The organism is Arthrobacter sp. AOP36-F1-5, assembly GCF_058137995.1.
Genome location: NZ_CM176892.1, coordinates 1,595,323 through 1,612,197 on the forward strand (window position 1 = coordinate 1,595,323; position 16,875 = coordinate 1,612,197).

A 16,875-nucleotide genomic window follows, 5' to 3' on the forward strand; every position below is an offset into this window, starting at 1 on the left:
GCTAGAAGCCCAGCCCCGCCCGGGCGGCAGCAATATCGGCGCCGGCCCAGCGGCTGGCGTATTCCTCGGCGCCCACCAGGCTGCGGGTCATCGCCCGATCGATGTAGACCGTTCCGTCCAGATGGTCGGTCTCATGGGCGAGGATCCGTGCCTGCCATCCATGGAATTTGCGCTGGATGGTTTCCCCGGTGGGAGTCGTATAGGTGGCTGCCAGATCGGCTGGACGCTCGACGACCGCCTGGAAGCCGCTGAAGGACAGGCACCCCTCGTAGAAGGAAGCCGTCCGCGTGCCCACGGCCTGATAGTGGGGATTAATGATCGCGAAGTACTCAAGCGATTCCCGTTCACGCACCCTGGCGATCTCGGCATCGGTGGCGAAGGTGTCCTCCAACACGGCCAGTCGCAGGGGAAGTCCGATCTGCGGGGCGGCCAAACCAACCCCGGGGGCGGCATGCATGGTGGCCCGCATGATCTCCAGCAAGGCCTCCAACACTTCCGGTTCCAGCTGACCGGTGTACTCCTGTGCTTCCATCCGCAGCACGGGATGGCCGAGTTGGACGATGGACGGCAGTGTTTCGGGCAGCAAGGTGCCGTGGTTTCCCCGGGTGGCGCGTTCGAGCATGGTCCCCACCAGATCCGCCAGCCGGCCGGGGGAGTAGGCGGCAGTTACAGATCGGTCCAGGGTCATCGAAGCGGGCTTTCCTGTTGGGAGGGGGCGGGATCGTGGAGGGAATCTTCATCGGAGGTCCCGGGAACCAGCGGTCGCAACGCCATGAGCCGGCTGCCCAGCCGGGCGGCATCGACGGGATGACCTTCCACCGCATCGGGGTCGGGCGGATCCACGCAAATCAGATCGGTGCGCACATCGCGGTCGTACAGGACGTCGATGAGGTTGGCCAGGCGCTTCCAGGCGCTGGTCGTGGCCCGGTCCGGTGCGGGGATGCCATCGATGATGACATGGTGGAAATTCCGGGCCAGGTGCAGGTAATCGGAGGCTGCCGAGGGGCGGTCGCACAGGTCGCGGAAATCGAACCAGGCCTGCCCATGGGCGGCACGTTGGGCCGTGAAGCTGTGCGTCGTGGGCTTGAGGTCGGTGATTTCGTTGTGGTGGGGGACCGCGAGTCCTGCCTGGGCCAGTTGTTCCGCCGTGCCGGGGACGATGATGTGCCCTGCCGCATAGCCGGAGAGGCGGTCTGCTTCGGTGATCCGGGCCCGGTAGTCGGTTCCGCCGTCGAGCATGACCACTTTCATACGTGACTTGATCAGTTCGATGGTCGGTTCGAAGAGGTGGTGGAAGTAGTCATTGGGCAGCAGATCGTCCGGGGCATAGTTCGAGGTCGCGATCAGCAGGATTCCCCGGGCAAAAACTGCCTTGAGTGCGCGGGCAAAGAACATCGCATCGCCGGGGTCGTGCACGTGGAGTTCGTCGAAGCACAGCACCCGTACGTCCCCTAGCAACTCGTCCAGTGCCACCTCGACGGCGGTATCACCGGCGGACTCAGCCAGTTCGGAACTATGCGCCGAGGCATGGAGATCGCGGAAGAAATCGTGGAAGTGCAGCCGGCGGGTGGCCTCGCTCTGTAGTGCCTCATGCACCAGCCCCATGAGCCATGACTTGCCGCGCCCGGGAGGGCCGTAGATGTAGAAGTTCTCCACCGACGCCGTTTTGGAGCGTCGTGAAAGCGCCCGGGCAGCGGCCGTGGAGAGGTCTCTGACCAGGGACTGCTGCTGGGGATCGAGTTCCACACCTGCTGCGTCAACGGATGCCTGGACCCGGGCGATGATCTTCCGCACTGAATTACGCGGGCCGAACGGCAGGGGAGAGGGCCTCATCGGGCCGACTCCCGTGCTTGCGAAGTCTTCATGGGTGCATTCTACAAAGGTTGCTGCACCATTGGGTCATACGTCCTGGGCCACGCCGCCTGCGACCCCTTCCGCATTGACACGAGCCTGCTGATCCTTGTCCTGCTGGGCATCGCGGATGCCCCTTCTGACCGCTGAACGGATAGTGGTGTGAAGGAGATAGAAAAACACCCCGAGGCCGAGCGCGCAAAGGACGATGGAGTTGAGTATCGAGGCATCCATATACTGGAGTGTACTTCGTGATGACGTCCTATTGGAAACGGTTGGAAGATTGTCAAAACATACGCTCATCAGGGCCGCGACGCTGACTGACTCACCATCGATAGCCGATAAAAGCCACGACGGTGGCGCGAGCAGCAGTGCCGTGCCTGGCTATGTGGGTGCCATGAAGGACCCGGATCGTCTGGTGTTGGTGGCAGAAGCCGGCGGACAGGTGGTCGGCTGGGCAAAAACCCATGTCTGGGACCATGCCGACGGCCCTGCGTTGGCCGGACATTATCTAGGTGGCGTCACCGTCGACCCCAGGTGGAGGCGGCAGGGGATTGCAGCTCGCCTCACGCAAGAGCGGCTGGCCTGGATCTGGACCCGTAACCACGAGGCATGGTGCGTGGTGAACGCTGAAAATATTGCCTCGATCGAGCTACACCGTGCGTTGGGATTCGTTCAGGTTGCCGCGGCGGCACGGTTTCACACGACCATATTTGCTGGGGGACGAGGGCTGCTCCTTCGAGCCGAACGCCCCATTGAGAGCCCCAATCACTAGAGTTATGCAGGGGAGAGGTGGTGAGGTCAAGCAGGGCCGGTCGTGGGTGTCTCGGAGCTGTGGGCCCACGGAAGGGCTTGGATTCTCCTCCGGCGTCAACCAGGAAGAACGCATCAGCCGAACGGGATGGGCATGGCGGGGTGCGGGTGGAGTCAATGGCCGTGTCGATATCTCGGGGCTCCAGATCGACCGGCGGAGTCGGAACGCGAACGATGGCGTGTGAACGCAATCTGTGACGGTGCCGGAGAACACTCCGTGAGTGAGGCCGATGCACTTGATCTCTTATCAGACCGCGGGCCGGACGCTTTATGGCGGGCGGGATGGCGCTGGCATCAAGAGGCGTCGTCCAGCAGCACATAACCCAGTGGGCACGAATGCATTTCGCCGAAGTACCTGATCAGGACAGTCCGACCTTCACGATTTGATAAAGCGCCGATAATCTACATTATGTCAAGTAATGCTTTGCTCGGGGTTCTTCCTGTCCTTTGCCTACCCGAGTGAAACAGGCAGTCCTGCTGTCCTGTCTCACTACAGTTAGGGCAACTGTCCGCCTGTCTTGCCCAAGGTGGGCCTGCAATAGGTTTCGTCGGCCTAGAGTCGAAGCGTGGGACGTGCACTCACGGCGTCCGATGTTCGCACCGAACGAGAACCGATTCCGGGCACCCTGACGTTCAGGGAACAACACTCCCCTGCGCCCATCAATGGCCACCTCTCTGCATGCTGGTCGACGCCCTGAGAAGACGTCGTTCCCGTTGAACTTGGATGTCGCACCAAGAACCGTGGAAATCTCTTCGTAGCCATTCCGCGTCAGGTACCTTGCAGCACTTCCCTAGCATTCGCGCGTGCCCGAGCATTTGGCCCGACTACCGCGACGGCACGGGTCTCGTGATTTCTGTAGGACTCCGGCGCCATCATGAAATCAGACGACTCGCGGCACAAACCTGCGACGACAGATGTGCACACACAGCTTCGTCATCCGAGGGTCCAACCCTGCCCATCGGGGCATCGAGATCTGTGCTGAGTTCATTCCTTGTCCGACAGTCGGCTGCATAAGTCACAGCAGGGTCCTGTTGCCTGCTTGCGGGACACCAACTATTCACGGGTGAAAAGTGGCAGAAGGCCCCTGAACTTTTACCTGCGCGCGGCCACGAGGAGAGGCAGTGTGATAGCTGTTGCGATCATCCCGATGGCTACAGTCCATCCGAATGCTGAGCGAAAGTCTTCGGCAAACAGCCCGACGACCAGACCGAGCGCCAGACTCGCCAGGAACGAGATCCCTATTAGAGTGAAGGCGCTCGCCACGGGACGGTCTGCGGGGAAGATTCGGGCGAATGAACTAAACACAAGTCGATGGTAATTGCCGTATGACCTACTCGTGCTCCCCCGTCGTTGCCCAAAAGGGCTACCCGTGGACTTCAACGTCGCCCGCACAACGATTTCTTCCCCTTTTGTGTGGCGTTCTACGGGCATCCTGTCATTATTTGGCAGGGATGTGGTCTAGTCGGTCAATTCACGAGGCCACGTCACCCGTAAGCGTTCGAACACTATCCTGTCTTGCTCGGATCCAAACATCGTCGCGGGCGACGCAGTCACGTTCCCTATACCTGCGGTGCCCGCTATTCCAGCTCTCAAGGGATCCAACCCCTGGCAAGTCATCGCCGTGTTCCCTGATCTCGGAAACGAGCTCCGATGTTGCCGGTTTTGCCCCGTGCAGGACCTTGCCTAGGGGTTCGTCGGCGAGGCGAGAGGAATCACCGAAGTGCTCAACGGTGGATTCCGGGCAGGTACTTACGGCCGCCGGATGAGCGAGAGCGGATTCGGCCCAGCGGGTTTACACAGCGGTGACGTTAGGGGCATTGGCGCCGAGCGAGTGTTCCTCCATGCGCTCATTCTCCCGGCACGAGACGCATCTCTCTGGCATTACTCTGTGTTGGTGACTTGTTCGGACCTTCTGATTTCTCGGCTGCAGTCCTTGCCCTAGCCCTGACGTCAACGGGTATGCATATCCGTGAAAGCGCTCGAGGAGACGACGTGGCGAGATCCCCGTAGGCCGCCCTGACCGAGGATGAACGTGGGCCGTCCGTGACCTGATCGCATGTTGGATTTGATGGTTTGGTTCGACTGCCGAGAGATACCTGGAGCAAGCCCGTTTGAAGTCAGTTGAGTCACGCGAATAGTTTCCTGGCTATTCGTGGTCCACCCCAAGTGAGACGGGAAGACTCCACCGCCAGCACCGACTCTGGATGAAGACCGCGTTCCCTACGGGTGTCGGGCGCCGGCGCGGGGAGATCCATTCGACCTTCCAACTGCCGGTCTCCAGGCTGATTCGTGGTTTTGCCGCAACTCGGATATTCCACACCGAAACCATCAGAGTGATTGACGGTTGGAGAAACCCGCTTCGGCGGGCTGCAATGGTATGAAGGTATTCCCACGAACGGTCGTCGCGCCGCGGCCCGGTTGCGCTTCCCCGCGCCTGGAAGTGTTGGCTGTTCGGTCAATTGAGCAGGTGGAGGCTGAAATGAGCAATGCTGAAGAGCGAGGGTTGGTGGTTCGCCCCAGCCGATTTGGCCACGGGGAAACCCTCAGGTTGTTGACCGCTGCGATTGCCCATCACGGGGCCACGTTGTTTGCGGTCATTGATCACGCTGCCAACGCAGCCGAAGTTGATTTGGAGCTCCCCCCGACCGCCGTGGTGATCTTCGGCAATCCCGCGGTCGGCACACCGCTGATGCGCGGAGAGCCGGACCTGGCCCTGGACCTGCCCAGCCGAGTACTCGTCCGGGAGGACGCGACCGGCATGGTGGAGGTTGTCTACCTCGATCCAGCCCGTCTCGCTGAACGGCATGGGTTGGAGAGCAATCAGGTCAAGGGGCTCGTCGGGCTGACTGCGATCGTCGATGAAGCCCTGGGGTCCCGCTAACGCCGTTGCTTAAACCGTCTGGAGGGGCGGAGGGGCCGTGATGACGGAGCGTCCGTGCAGGGTCCTGGTCCGCGGACCCCCGGATTCTGGGGCGTGGTAACCTCCAGATTCGTCTACTATGACGGGCGTTTCTCCGGTCAGCTCATACGAATGGTGGCCCAAAACGCCCCTCGAAGGAGCAGGAAATGCCTACTGGACAAACTTTCGTCGTTGTCGGTGCCGGGCAAGCCGGCGGGACTGCTATTCAGAAGTTGCGTGCAGAAGGCTTTGACGGGCGGATCGTGCTCGTCGGCGCCGAATCCCACCTTCCCTATGAGCGGCCACCGCTGTCGAAGTCCTATCTGAAAAATGAAGGATGGCTCTCGCATAAGTCATTGCTGGGCCAACAGTGGTACGACAAACAAGAGGTCGAGGTCCGTCTCGGGACTCGAGCTGTAGCGCTGCGGAGCGACGATCACCAAGTGGTTCTCGACGACGATACGACGCTGGACTACGACAAGATCCTGATCGCAACCGGATCAAGTGCCCGACGATTGAAAGCGCCCGGTGCCGAACTTGCCGGTGTGCACTACCTGAGAACCCTTGAAGACTCCGAAGCGTTGGGTGCCGCCTTGGACAACGCGCCGAACGTCGTGATCGTCGGTGCGAGCTGGATCGGACTGGAAACTGCCGATGCCGCTCTGCAGAAGGGATGCCGGGTCACCGTGATCGGTCCGGGCGAAGCCCCGCTCGAGGCATCCATGGGAACGCTCCTGGGCGGGTATTTTGCTGACGTGCATCGAAGCCATGGCGTCGAATTCGAACTGGGGCGTCGTGTGGTCGGGCTGGAAGGCGCTGAAAGCGTCGAATCCGTCGTCGTCGACGACGGCACAAAATTTCCTGCCGACGTGGTGATCGTGGGGGTCGGGGCCGTTCCTGAGTCTGGATTTCTCGAGGAGCGGTTGCTTGCCGAAGACGGCGGCATCCGTGTCGACTCACGGATGCAGGCCGAGGCGCCCGATGTCTTCGCCGCTGGCGACATCGCTAGCGTGGCCAACCCCCTCTATGGCCGGCAAATGCGGGTCGAGCACTGGAATAATGCACTAATGGAGGGAAAAATTGCCGCACATTCAATGCTCGGACAGTCCTCCGATTTCGACCCGGCACCCTTCTTCTTCACCGACCAGTACGACCTTGCCTTGGAGTACGCCGGACGAGTGGATGCCAGGAGGGCCGATGATCCGGTGATCCGCGGGGATCTTGCTGCCGATCGGTTCCACGCTTTCTGGCTTGTTGACGACGTGGTTGTCGCTGGTCTGCATGTCAACGCGTGGGATGAGGGCATCGAACCGGTCCAGGAGTTGATTCGTTCCCAAGCCCGGGTGGATCCAGCTGAACTAGCCAATCCAGCAGTGCCTCTGACGCAATTGGTGCAGGCGTCCCGACCCTAGGTATTTTCCGCCCATGACCCGGGGCCGGCGCGCCGCCCGGTTCCGGGGGAACAAGTCAGTGGGGTTCAGCGGCTCAGGCCGGTTCCACGCGGAGCCCGGTCGAAGACGGGGGGATGATTCTTCGGCGGGGGCACTGCTGGCGACGGCGCCATCAGGTTGTCGCAGAGCGTCAGGGGCGGTGTTGCACGATGTTGACGACGGTGCCGTCGGGCGCACGGACCAGGAATCTGCGGACTCCCCAGGACTCGGTGTTCAAGGGATGCACGATGTCGTACCCCAGTTCCAGGGCCTCCGAGTAGGCCGCGTCGACGTCGTCCGTGTGGATCGACATCTTTGAATCGACCGGGGAGGTCTCGTCCCGGGTGACGAGTTGAACATTGGCTCCACTCAGCGGTGAGGTAAACCGGGCCACCCAACCCAGATTGAATTCCTCATCGGCCAGACCCAGGAATCCGGTGTAGAACGCCTTCGCGGCCTCTATGTCCTCCACCGGCACATTGGGGGTGATCTTGAGCGAATGCATGGGAACCTCCACGTGGATCGTTACCGTCGATCCTCCACCGAAGGCCGGCCCCTGTCGAGGGGCGTCGGCCTACCTCTTCTTCCTCAGCCGGTTCTCCGCTGGGTGTACGCTTTCACGGTCCTCGGCCCCACGGCCGGGACCACACCGACCCTCGGGGGGAAATAATGGAAGATGCCATCGCGACCGGAATCATCATGGCGGTGATCGGCATGCTCATCGCCGTGCTGGGTGGGCTCGGGCGCGCCCGCCGGCTACCGGCCAGCGCGATGATCGGGATCCGGTTGCCGGCCACGAGGGCCTCCGACGACGCCTGGGAAGAAACCCATGTTGTCGCCGGCCCATGGCTGATGCTGGCCGGGCTGGTCCCCTTCCTTACCGGAATCCTCATCCTGATCCCGGGCGCAAGCATGCCGGAGTGGACCGTCCTGGGCGCTTATGCGGCGATGGTCGTCTTCGTCATCGTTGGTGCGGTGCTCGGTGTTCGGGCTGCCAATGCGGTGAACAGCCCTAGCTAGTGGCGAGCACGGCGATGCCCGTGCAGGCGCAGGCCCACAGAACACTGGCAAAGGTGCCCAGGATGAACCGTTCGGCGGCGCCGTCCTTGCCGAGTTCGGCATAGCGTCCAAGCCCCTTGACCGCGAGCACGATCGCCAGACCCTCCGGCCATCCGCACCAGAGCGTCACGGAGATCGCCGTCCGCTCGAGCACGCCGATCCACGCGCCTCCCTGCAGCACGACTTCGCCGTGGAAATCTGCCGGACCGGTGGCGGAGGCCTCAGGCGGAGGTGGCAAATACGAGCGGTCCCCCGAAGCCCGGGTTCCTTCAGCGCGCAGATCGGCAGCGACGGAGCGTTCCGACAGGCGCAGGATGCTCATGGTCACCGGTCCCCCGCCGACGGCTGCCGCGACGACGGCGAACGAGGCGGCCGCTCCCCACGCGATGCCACCCGTGCCTGCCGCGGCCAGGAGGGCCGCCGCGGCCAACAGGGCCAGCTGGACCGACGCCGTGAGGTAGAGCCAGCGGTTCGTGCTTCCGCGAAGACGACGGAAATACTGCGGGAGCCCACACGCTCCGGCCAGGATCAACAAGACCAAAACAGGCATCCGCTACTCCCCTTCCCCGAATTGTGTGTTGTACCGGGCCAGGGCCACCCCGGCCTGCTCGGCCAGTTGGCGGCACGGGAGCCATAGTCCGGTGGCGAGACGGCTGGAAACCGCTTGCTGGGTGATCCCCAGGCGAAGGGCGGCTTCATGCTGCGAGAGGCCCTGGTCGATGAGCAGGCCCGCAGCCCAGGAGGCTTCGGTGCGTCGGCCATTGACCTCGGCGACCAGCTGGAGTTCGGCTTCGAGGCGTTCCGCCTCTCCCCCGCGCCCCGAGACCGCAACGGAGGCCGGGGCGTGCTTGGCGCGTTCGACGGCGTCGCGGGCTGCTTCAAAGGCCTCGCCGGAGCCGGCGCGCGTCTGTTGGGGTAGCGGGGATTTCACGCTCCCCACCCCCAGGCCCACGCTCCACCGAGCGCTCCGGGCCACCTCCAGGAGTAGGCGCACGGCTGCTACGCCGTCATCCATGACGCCCTGCAGCTCGTCCCCCGCGGTACGCTCGAAGGCTCGGAGCACCGGGAAGTCGGCATTCAACCGGGCCACCAGAACTTCGACCCGGTCGGGGTTGTGTCGTGAATCCCGTTGGTCGATGGTCAAGACGATCATGCCAACAAGGATAAAGCTTTGTAGTTACATATACAAGACTGATGGCTTGTCTGAAGAAGTCGGCGGCTTTTGATCTCGATAGACTGTCAGCCATGCGCAATGTTCGACAATGGATTCCACTACTCGTCATCGATCTGCTGCTGGTGATCATCTTCGCCGTGCTGGGCCGTCGCTCGCATGCCGAGGGGTTGGACCTCGCCGGAATCCTCGGGACGGCCGGCCCGTTCCTGATTTCCTTGCTGGTCTTTTCAGGCATCACCGCTCTCTGGCGGGAGCCTCATCGGATCTGGCCGCATGGGGTGATCACCTGGGTGGGAACCGTCGCATTGGGGCTGATACTCCGGATACTCTTCGGGGCAACCGCCGCGGTGCCGTTCATCATCGTGGCAACCGTCGTGCTCGGGGCGTTCCTCCTCGGCCGCAGACTGGTTTCGGGTCTTTTGGTCCGTCGCAAGGTGCACTCCGCTGGTGCTGTGAACTAGGGTCGAAGCACGAAACAAGTACCGGACGCCGCCGGTACCGGAAGGTGGAGGGACACGAGATGATCACCGCGTTTGTCATGATCCAGACCGCAGCGGACCGCATCCCGGAATGCGCGCAGGAAATCTCCGAACTGGAGGGGATCAGTGAAGTCTATTCCGTGGCCGGTGACTCGGATTTGATTGCCATTGCCCGGGTCCGCAACCACGAGGATCTGGCTGAGGTCATCGCCAACAGGCTCTCCAAGGTCGACGGCGTCGTCGAAACCACCACGCATATTGCCTTCAGGTCATATTCCCAACACGACCTCGACGCGGCGTTCTCGCTCGGGCTCGAATAGACCACGGGGGTCGATCCCCCAAGCGGGACCCGGTGCGGCGTCGGTCGCACCGGGTTCTTCCGCGACTACCCCCCGACGGCCGTGGAGGCGATCCAGCGGCTGAGAACCTGATGAGCGGCACCGGAGTCGATGGCCTCCTCCGCGCGCCTGGCAGCGGCCTCCAGACGCTCTGTCAGACTGCCTGTGGCCAAAAGGTCGAAGGCGACCAGGCCGGCCGCCGCATTCAGGACCACCGCGTCGCGGACCGGCCCCCTGGCACCGTCGAGGACTTCGTGGACGACGGCGGCGTTGTGTCGGGCATCCCCGCCGCGCAGATCGTGCAGCGTGGCCCGTTCCAGGCCGAGATCCCTGGCATCCAGGACCGAGGCAGCCACCGAGCCGTCACGGACCTCCCAGACGTGGTTCGCCGTGGTCGTGGTCATCTCATCCAGACCGTCATCGCCCCTGAAGACCAGGGCCCGGGAGCCCCGGGAAGCCAGGACGCCCGCCATCAGCGGGGCCATGCGTTCATCGGCGCAGCCGATCGCAGACGCGGTAGGACGTGAAGGATTCGTCAACGGGCCCATGAAGTTGAACGCCGTCGCGACCCCCAACCCCGAGCGGGCCGCTGCGGCAAAGCGCATCGAGGGATGGAACATCTGGGCGAAGCAGAAGGTGATGCCGGCTTCATCGAGGATCGTGCCCAACCGTTCGGCCGGGGCGTTCAACCGAACCCCGAGGGCCTCGAGGACATCGGCGGAACCGGAGGAAGAGGAAGCGGCTCGGTTTCCGTGCTTGACCAACCGCGCCCCGGCCCCCGCGCACACCAACGCGGCCATCGTGGAGATGTTCACGGTGTTGTGACGATCGCCACCGGTGCCGACGATATCGAGCTTCTCGCCCGGAATTTCCAGCGGCCGGGCATTGGCGATCATGCCTTCGACGAGTCCTGCCAGCTCCTCCACCGATTCACCCTTGGCTCGAAGAGCAACCAGAAAACCAGCGATATGGATGTCGGAGGCATTTCCGCCCATGATCTCACCCATCGCCCACGTCGCATCCGCGGTCGAAAGATCGTCTCCGCGGATGAGGGAGGTGAGCATAGTTGGCCAATTCGGGAACTCTGATGGCGTAGAAATCGTTGACACGCACCTAGGTTATCTACGTTTTGTAGAAAGTGCGGAATTGTTTCTCCCTTGATATTCCGCGGAACTTAGGCCTGACCCGGCCAAAAAGAAGCGACTCGGCCTCGAATGCATTGGTGTCAGGAGCACTTTTGTAGCCATAATGGCTCTGTGACAACTGCGACTCATAACCTCAATGCCCAGGCGCACCCTGCGCCTAACCGTCCCAACATGGTGTCGGTCGGAACCGTCGTCTGGCTTTCCAGCGAGCTGATGTTCTTCGCCGCGCTATTCGCCATGTACTTCACACTCCGTGCTGCCTCGCCGGAGTTGTGGGCGAACGAGACCTCCAAGCTGAACGTCCCGTTCGCACTTATCAACACGCTCATCCTGGTTTCCAGTTCCTTCTCTTGCCAGCTCGGTGTCTTCCGCGCCGAGGATCTCCAGCCGCGTCGCCTCGGCGGCCTGCTGAACTTCCGCAAGTGGGGAATGGTCGAGTGGTTCATCCTCACCTTCATCCTCGGGGCGATCTTCGTCTCGGTGCAGGCGTTTGAATACACCGAGCTGGTCCACCATGGCGTGTCACTGAGCTCCAACGCCTATGGCTCCGCCTTCTACATCACGACAGGCTTCCACGGCCTGCACGTGGCCGGCGGACTGATCGCCTTCGTCCTGATCATCGGGCGAGCGTACGTGGCCAAGAAGTTTGGTCACTTCGAGGCAACTTCCGCCATCGTCGTGTCGTACTACTGGCACTTCGTCGACGTTGTGTGGATTGCTCTGTTCGCGATCATCTACTTCCTGAAGTAGCACCGGCCTCCCAGGCACCCAAGCATCACCAACCAAATCAAGTGAGGAACCAGCAAGTGAAGGCTCTTTCGCAAAGGCGCCGCCATCCGCTCGCCGCCGTAGCGCTGCTTTTGATGGGCCTGCTCATCACCGGCGGCCTGTACGCCGCGGCGGGCAGCGTCAATGAGGCCAAGGCCGCTACGACCTATAGCGCCAGTGACGTCGATGAAGGCAATAAGCTCTTCGTCGCCAACTGCGCCACCTGCCACGGCATGAATGCCGAAGGCACGACCGATGGCCCCTCGCTTGTAGGTGTCGGCGCCGCAGCCGTCGACTTCCAGGTTGGCACCGGACGCATGCCAATGCAGATGCAGGGGCCCCAGGCCCAGGCCAAGCCGAAGCAGTTCGGCGACGAGGAAACACAGAAGCTCGCAGCGTACGTCGCATCCCTCGGCGCCGGTCCCGCAGTGCCGGACGACGAGGCAGTCGACACGACCGAGGGCAACTCGGCCGCTGGTGGCACGGTCTTCCGCGTCAACTGTGCCATGTGCCACAACGCCGGTGCCGCCGGCGGCGCACTGACCCGTGGCAAGTTCGCTCCCGGGATCTCCGATGTCAGCAGCAAGCACATCTACGAGGCCATGGCGACCGGCCCGCAGAACATGCCTGTCTTCAACGACTCGAACATCACCCCCGAGGAAAAGCGTGACGTCATCACGTTCCTCCAGGAAATCGATGCACAGGGCTCCGCCGGCGGTGCCAGCCTCGGCTCCCTCGGCCCGGTCTCCGAAGGCCTCCTCATCTGGACCGGCGGCCTGGCCATCGTCATCGCCTTCACGATCTGGCTGACCTCCCGGCCGTCCTGATCCGGCGCTGCGGGCCACGGCCCGCACACCACACTTCGTACCAAGGAATTTTGAGAAAAGGATGAGAGAGAACATGGGCGACCATAGTCACGGCAGTCCGAACGATCCGGGCACCGTTGCTAAGGCCGGTCAGGGCTCCGTGGAAAGTTTCCAGGACCCGGGCCTGCCCCCGCATCGGCCGCGTCTCGCCGACGTTGACCCGCGCGCCGCTAAACGGGCTGAACGCCAGGTAACCCTGCTGTTCGTGGTGTCCATCCTGGGCACCGCACTGTTTTTCGTCGCCTACTTCGTCGTGGGACGCACGAGTACATTCAGCGGCATCCGGCTGCAGAACACCCTGCTGGGTCTGGGCACCGCATTCGCGATGATGGGCATCGGCGTGGGGATCGTGCACTGGGCCAAGACCCTGATGCCGGACCACGAAATCACCGAAATGCGCCATGAGATCCGCCCCGAGGCTGAACGCCAGGAAGCGGAAGCCATGATCGGCGACATCCTCGACGAGACGGGCATCAAGCGCCGTCCGCTGATCCGCAACTCGCTGATCGCCGCCGTGGCATTGGCTCCGATTCCGGCCATCTTCATGTTCCGCGACCTGGACCGCACCGGCGCCACCGCCAATGAGATCGTCGACCGGTTGCGTTACACGATGTGGGACAAGGACACCAAGCTCGTCCGGGACCCCTCGGGCACCCCGATCAAGGCCTCGGATGTCCAGATCGGTTCGGCATTCCACGTGATCCCCGAAGGTCTAGACGACACCGAGGATCCGCTGAACGAGAAGGCCAAGGCAGTTGTCCTGCTCATGCGTCTTGATCCGCGGGAGATGGAAATCTCCCCGGAGCGCGAGACCTGGCACCACGACGGCATCGTGGCCTACTCCAAGATCTGCACCCACGTGGGTTGCCCCGTTGCCCTGTATGAGCAGCAGACGCACCACCTGCTGTGCCCGTGCCACCAGTCCACCTTCGACCTCACGCAGGAATGCAAGGTCATTTTCGGTCCGGCCGGTCACGCACTTCCGCAACTTCCGATTACTGTCGATTCGGAGGGCTACCTGGTCGCCCAGAGCGACTTCCATGAGCCCGTCGGTCCGAGCTACTGGGAGCGTGGCTAATCATGTCCTCAACTACTGAGTACCGTCCCAAGACCTCGACCGGCAAGATTGCGAACTTCGTTGACACCCGTGTCGGCGGTTCGGCCATGGTCAAGGAATTCGGTCGCAAGATCTTCCCCGACCACTGGTCGTTCATGTTCGGCGAGGTGGCGTTGTACACCTTCGTCATCCTGCTGATCTCCGGAACGTTCCTGACGTTCTTCTTCGATCCCTCGATGGCCCACACCGTCTACGAAGGCAGCTACAACCCGCTCAAGGGCGTCCACATGTCGGTGGCCATGGCCTCGACGATGGATATCTCCTTCGACGTTCGTGGCGGGCTCTTCATGCGCCAGGTCCACCACTGGTCCGCGCTGCTGTTCGTGGCAGCCGTATCGGTGCACATGCTCCGGGTGTTCTTCACCGGGGCCTTCCGCAAGCCGCGCGAGCTGAACTGGGTCGTCGGAGGCACCTTGCTGATCCTCGCGATGGCAGCCGGTTTCACCGGCTACTCGCTGCCGGACGACCTGCTCTCGGGCAACGGCCTGCGCATCATCGACGGTGTCATCAAGGCACTGCCGGTCGTTGGTACCTTCATCTCGGCCTTCCTGTTCGGCGGGGAATTCCCCGGAACAGCGATCATCGGGCGCCTGTACATGATGCACATCATGTTGGTTCCCGCGTTGATCCTGTTGATGATCGGCATCCACCTGTTCATGGTCGTCGTGCACAAGCACACGCAGTACCGCGGCCCCGGCCGGACCAACGACAACGTCGTCGGCTTCCCGGTTGGCCCGGTCTACGCCGCGAAGGCCGGTGGGTTCTTCTTCATCGTCTTCGGCATCGTTGCGCTGATCTCGGGCTTCTTCCAGATCAACCCGATCTGGAACTACGGACCCTACGACCCCTCCCCCGTCTCGGCCGGTACCCAGCCCGACTGGTACATCGGTTGGGTTGATGGCGCCCTGCGTTTGATGCCTGGTTATCTGGGCAACTTCAGCTTGGAATGGATCATCCCGTTCCCGTGGGGCGGAAACAACCTCATCCTGAACGTGCTGATCCCGATGATTCCTGCAGCAATCCTCATCGGCGCCATGTTCGCGTGGCCGTGGATCGAACGATGGGTCACCAAGGACGACCGCGAACACCACCTGCTGGACCGTCCGCGCAACGCCCCGTTCCGCACCGGTGTCGGCGTGGCCGGCGTCATCTGGTACTGCGTGATGTGGTGCGCGGCCTCCTCGGACCTCATCGCCACGCACTTCCACGTGTCACTGAACGACGTGACGTACTGGTTGCGGGTGCTGTTCTTCCTGGGACCGATCCTCGGGTTCATCGTGGCCCGCCGCATCGCCCTGGCGTTGCAGCGCAAGGACCGCGAGATCGTGCTGCACGGCCGTGAGGCCGGCGTCATCCAGATGTCGCCCGAGGGCGGCTTCTCGGAGCAGCACGCCGAGCTGGACGTCTACAAGCGCTATAAACTGGTTGCCTTCGAATCCCACGAGGTCATGCCGGCGGAAGCCGACAGCACGGGTCATGTCAGCCGCGGTGAGAAGGCGCGTGGTGCAGTCTCGAAGTTCTTCTTCGAAGATCGTGTCGCACCGGTGACCCCGTCCGAGCTGGAGGCCGCCCATGGCCACCACGCCCCGGCCATCGAGGAGTCGTCGGAAGACGCATCGATCGATCGCTAGACACTAGCGGCTTCGGCACCACGAGGGACCCCGACCATTGAGGTCGGGGTCCCTTGTGTTGCATCCACCTCCCGTGCCGAACGCCTCGTCCCCGTGGATCCCTGGCACTGAATCGAAGAACGGGGTTCCGCTCTGTACCGGGTGCATAGCCGGTCGGGGGCGAGGTCAGCCCCGATGGCGGCGGGGATGTTGGGGTGCCGCGCGATCGCTTCCGGACGCCCCGGGGAGGGATGAAGGCGGCACTACCCCTGCTAGCAGTCCACGGATCAAGCCGGCCGGGCGGGAGCCCGTGCGGTCGTGACGACGGCCCGGTGCATCGGATGCCGCCGGTTCCGAAGGGGCGCCGTCACCGTACCGTGTCCCCCACGGTCCCAGGGGGCTCCTGTGGGCCCGGGGCCGGTCAGTGCGTCAGAGGGAGCGGGGCTGGCGTGTCCCGGGCCTCTGGAGCGGCACGAAGAGCTTATAGCGGTCCGCGCGGTAGAGCGAGACGGAATAGTCCACGAGCTCGCGTTTGACGTAGGCATGGCGTTGGATCTTCAACAGCGGGGTGCCCGCATCGACCCCCAGATGCTTTGCGTCGTGATGGGTCGCCGCCGTCGCCTCGACCTGGTCCTCGCCCCACTGCATGACCAGCCCGTACCTCTCGTTCAATGAGGCGTAAAGCTGTCTGGGTGCCGGATCATCAAGGAACCCCGGAACCCGGTGGGAGGGCAGGTAGTTCTCGTCCAAGTTCATGGGCAGGCCGTCGGCCAACAGCAGGCGACGCAGACGGACCACGGGGGTACCGTCATCCAATTCCATTTCGCGGGCCAGTTGACCGGTGGCGGGGACCTCGTCGAAACGGAGGACCCTCCCCGTGGGGACCATCCCGCGGCGGACCATCTCCTCGCTGTAGGAGGTCAGCTTAACTTGGAGATCGACCTTCGGGAAGGCGGCGAACGTCCCGACACCGACGATGCGTTCGAGCACGCCGTCGTCGACCAGTGCGTCGATGGCATTCCTGATGGTCATCCTGGCGACCCCGAACTGTTCGGTCAGCTCGCGCTCGGAAGGAATGGCCCGGCCCGGGTCGCAGACCGCCGTGGCATGGTGGCGCAGGATTTGTTTCACCTGCTCATGCTTCTTCAGCGGCGATGAGGCATCCAGGGTTCCGGCAACCGGAACGGGCGGTCTATGCGACATGCGGTACCCACCATTCATCAATGTGCTTCTTGGTGACCATCCTACCGTTGCCGCCGCAGGACCCTGCGGGGCCGTGGGCGCACAAAAAGGGCGGTTCCCTCCTGGAGGAAGGAACCGCCCCT

Annotated in this window: 18 protein-coding genes; 10 read left to right on the top strand and 8 right to left on the bottom strand. The window is 62.9% G+C overall.

From position 1 onward, the window contains the following. Position 1: 1 nt before the first annotated feature. The 3 genes from AC3ZI9_RS07350 to AC3ZI9_RS07360 all read right to left on the bottom strand — a co-directional run bounded on the left by AC3ZI9_RS07350 (position 2) and on the right by AC3ZI9_RS07360 (position 2,085). Positions 2–688 carry a peptide deformylase gene (locus tag AC3ZI9_RS07350; protein ID WP_444554668.1) on the bottom strand — a complete coding sequence of 229 codons (687 nt, stop codon included), beginning with the start codon at positions 686–688 and terminating at the stop codon, positions 2–4. Then, a complete protein-coding gene (zapE, locus tag AC3ZI9_RS07355; protein WP_444554667.1) occupies positions 685–1,833 on the bottom strand; it encodes a cell division protein ZapE in 1,149 nt (382 codons plus the stop codon). The genes AC3ZI9_RS07350 and zapE overlap by 4 nt, the downstream gene beginning before the upstream one ends. A 66-nt stretch (positions 1,834–1,899) precedes the next feature. Further along, a complete protein-coding gene (locus tag AC3ZI9_RS07360) occupies positions 1,900–2,085 on the bottom strand; it encodes a hypothetical protein (protein ID WP_444554666.1) in 186 nt (61 codons plus the stop codon). A 163-nt stretch (positions 2,086–2,248) separates the two neighbouring features. Here AC3ZI9_RS07360 and AC3ZI9_RS07365 point away from each other — a divergent pair, with 163 nt between their 5' ends. The 3 genes from AC3ZI9_RS07365 (at position 2,249) to AC3ZI9_RS07375 (ending at position 6,976) form a co-directional block, all read left to right on the top strand. Further along, complete coding sequence (locus AC3ZI9_RS07365) at positions 2,249–2,626, top strand: GNAT family N-acetyltransferase (RefSeq protein WP_489923987.1); 378 nt, start codon at positions 2,249–2,251, stop codon at positions 2,624–2,626. Positions 2,627–5,144: 2,518 nt separating this feature from the next. After that, complete coding sequence (locus AC3ZI9_RS07370) at positions 5,145–5,546, top strand: DUF302 domain-containing protein (RefSeq protein WP_444554664.1); 402 nt, start codon at positions 5,145–5,147, stop codon at positions 5,544–5,546. A gap of 185 nt (positions 5,547–5,731) precedes the next feature. After that, entirely contained in the window at positions 5,732–6,976 is a 1,245-nt protein-coding gene (locus AC3ZI9_RS07375) for an NAD(P)/FAD-dependent oxidoreductase (RefSeq protein ID WP_444554663.1), read from the top strand. A 169-nt stretch (positions 6,977–7,145) separates the two neighbouring features. Here the strand turns inward: AC3ZI9_RS07375 and AC3ZI9_RS07380 are convergent, their stop codons facing one another. Continuing rightward, a complete protein-coding gene (locus AC3ZI9_RS07380; protein ID WP_444554662.1) occupies positions 7,146–7,499 on the bottom strand; it encodes a VOC family protein in 354 nt (117 codons plus the stop codon). A 164-nt stretch (positions 7,500–7,663) separates the two neighbouring features. On the opposite strand from AC3ZI9_RS07380, the gene AC3ZI9_RS07385 reads away from it, so the two are divergent. Next, complete coding sequence (locus AC3ZI9_RS07385; RefSeq protein ID WP_444554661.1) at positions 7,664–8,014, top strand: SdpI family protein; 351 nt, start codon at positions 7,664–7,666, stop codon at positions 8,012–8,014. Here AC3ZI9_RS07385 and AC3ZI9_RS07390 read toward each other — a convergent pair. Both AC3ZI9_RS07390 and AC3ZI9_RS07395 read right to left on the bottom strand, forming a co-directional pair. Next, positions 8,007–8,603 (bottom strand): hypothetical protein, encoded by a 597-nt coding sequence (locus AC3ZI9_RS07390; RefSeq protein ID WP_444554660.1) that lies wholly within the window; start codon positions 8,601–8,603, stop codon positions 8,007–8,009. The genes AC3ZI9_RS07385 and AC3ZI9_RS07390 overlap by 8 nt on opposite strands. Before the next feature lie 3 nt (positions 8,604–8,606). Next, entirely contained in the window at positions 8,607–9,206 is a 600-nt protein-coding gene (locus AC3ZI9_RS07395; RefSeq protein WP_444554659.1) for a hypothetical protein, read from the bottom strand. 92 nt (positions 9,207–9,298) lie between these two features. Here AC3ZI9_RS07395 and AC3ZI9_RS07400 point away from each other — a divergent pair, with 92 nt between their 5' ends. Both AC3ZI9_RS07400 and AC3ZI9_RS07405 read left to right on the top strand, forming a co-directional pair. Beyond that, a complete protein-coding gene (locus AC3ZI9_RS07400) occupies positions 9,299–9,688 on the top strand; it encodes a DUF3054 domain-containing protein (protein WP_444554658.1) in 390 nt (129 codons plus the stop codon). Positions 9,689–9,747: 59 nt separating this feature from the next. Further along, positions 9,748–10,026, top strand: a complete 279-nt coding sequence (locus AC3ZI9_RS07405; protein WP_444554657.1) for an Lrp/AsnC family transcriptional regulator — start codon at positions 9,748–9,750, stop codon at positions 10,024–10,026. Positions 10,027–10,091: 65 nt separating this feature from the next. Here AC3ZI9_RS07405 and trpD read toward each other — a convergent pair whose 3' ends face one another. Then, positions 10,092–11,108 carry an anthranilate phosphoribosyltransferase gene (gene trpD / locus AC3ZI9_RS07410; RefSeq protein WP_444554656.1) on the bottom strand — a complete coding sequence of 339 codons (1,017 nt, stop codon included), beginning with the start codon at positions 11,106–11,108 and terminating at the stop codon, positions 10,092–10,094. Between the two features lie 192 nt (positions 11,109–11,300). On the opposite strand from trpD, the gene ctaE reads away from it, so the two are divergent. From ctaE to qcrB, 4 genes are all read left to right on the top strand, one after another. Next, a complete protein-coding gene (gene ctaE / locus AC3ZI9_RS07415) occupies positions 11,301–11,939 on the top strand; it encodes an aa3-type cytochrome oxidase subunit III (RefSeq protein WP_444554655.1) in 639 nt (212 codons plus the stop codon). 56 nt (positions 11,940–11,995) lie between these two features. After that, positions 11,996–12,784, top strand: coding sequence for a cytochrome bc1 complex diheme cytochrome c subunit (qcrC, locus tag AC3ZI9_RS07420; protein WP_444554654.1), 789 nt, complete (start codon positions 11,996–11,998; stop codon positions 12,782–12,784). 73 nt (positions 12,785–12,857) lie between these two features. After that, positions 12,858–13,901, top strand: a complete 1,044-nt coding sequence (gene qcrA / locus AC3ZI9_RS07425; protein WP_444554653.1) for a cytochrome bc1 complex Rieske iron-sulfur subunit — start codon at positions 12,858–12,860, stop codon at positions 13,899–13,901. Positions 13,902–13,903: 2 nt separating this feature from the next. Next, the gene (gene qcrB, locus AC3ZI9_RS07430; RefSeq protein WP_444554652.1) at positions 13,904–15,571 is read left to right on the top strand and encodes a cytochrome bc1 complex cytochrome b subunit; all 1,668 of its coding nucleotides are present in this window, start codon (positions 13,904–13,906) and stop codon (positions 15,569–15,571) included. A 408-nt stretch (positions 15,572–15,979) separates the two neighbouring features. Here qcrB and AC3ZI9_RS07435 read toward each other — a convergent pair whose 3' ends face one another. After that, positions 15,980–16,753: a GntR family transcriptional regulator gene (locus tag AC3ZI9_RS07435; protein ID WP_444554651.1), complete on the bottom strand. Its 774-nt coding sequence runs from the start codon at positions 16,751–16,753 to the stop codon at positions 15,980–15,982. Positions 16,754–16,875: the final 122 nt, after the last annotated feature.

Coding starts and splice junctions, on each gene's coding strand:
- AC3ZI9_RS07350 (WP_444554668.1), bottom strand. CDS start 688: ATGACCCTGGACCGATCTGTAACTGCCGCCTACTCCCCCGGCCGGCTG.
- zapE (WP_444554667.1), bottom strand. CDS start 1,833: ATGAGGCCCTCTCCCCTGCCGTTCGGCCCGCGTAATTCAGTGCGGAAG.
- AC3ZI9_RS07360 (WP_444554666.1), bottom strand. CDS start 2,085: ATGGATGCCTCGATACTCAACTCCATCGTCCTTTGCGCGCTCGGCCTC.
- AC3ZI9_RS07365 (WP_489923987.1), top strand. CDS start 2,249: ATGAAGGACCCGGATCGTCTGGTGTTGGTGGCAGAAGCCGGCGGACAG.
- AC3ZI9_RS07370 (WP_444554664.1), top strand. CDS start 5,145: ATGAGCAATGCTGAAGAGCGAGGGTTGGTGGTTCGCCCCAGCCGATTT.
- AC3ZI9_RS07375 (WP_444554663.1), top strand. CDS start 5,732: ATGCCTACTGGACAAACTTTCGTCGTTGTCGGTGCCGGGCAAGCCGGC.
- AC3ZI9_RS07380 (WP_444554662.1), bottom strand. CDS start 7,499: ATGCATTCGCTCAAGATCACCCCCAATGTGCCGGTGGAGGACATAGAG.
- AC3ZI9_RS07385 (WP_444554661.1), top strand. CDS start 7,664: ATGGAAGATGCCATCGCGACCGGAATCATCATGGCGGTGATCGGCATG.
- AC3ZI9_RS07390 (WP_444554660.1), bottom strand. CDS start 8,603: ATGCCTGTTTTGGTCTTGTTGATCCTGGCCGGAGCGTGTGGGCTCCCG.
- AC3ZI9_RS07395 (WP_444554659.1), bottom strand. CDS start 9,206: ATGATCGTCTTGACCATCGACCAACGGGATTCACGACACAACCCCGAC.
- AC3ZI9_RS07400 (WP_444554658.1), top strand. CDS start 9,299: ATGCGCAATGTTCGACAATGGATTCCACTACTCGTCATCGATCTGCTG.
- AC3ZI9_RS07405 (WP_444554657.1), top strand. CDS start 9,748: ATGATCACCGCGTTTGTCATGATCCAGACCGCAGCGGACCGCATCCCG.
- trpD (WP_444554656.1), bottom strand. CDS start 11,108: ATGCTCACCTCCCTCATCCGCGGAGACGATCTTTCGACCGCGGATGCG.
- qcrA (WP_444554653.1), top strand. CDS start 12,858: ATGGGCGACCATAGTCACGGCAGTCCGAACGATCCGGGCACCGTTGCT.
- qcrB (WP_444554652.1), top strand. CDS start 13,904: ATGTCCTCAACTACTGAGTACCGTCCCAAGACCTCGACCGGCAAGATT.
- AC3ZI9_RS07435 (WP_444554651.1), bottom strand. CDS start 16,753: ATGTCGCATAGACCGCCCGTTCCGGTTGCCGGAACCCTGGATGCCTCA.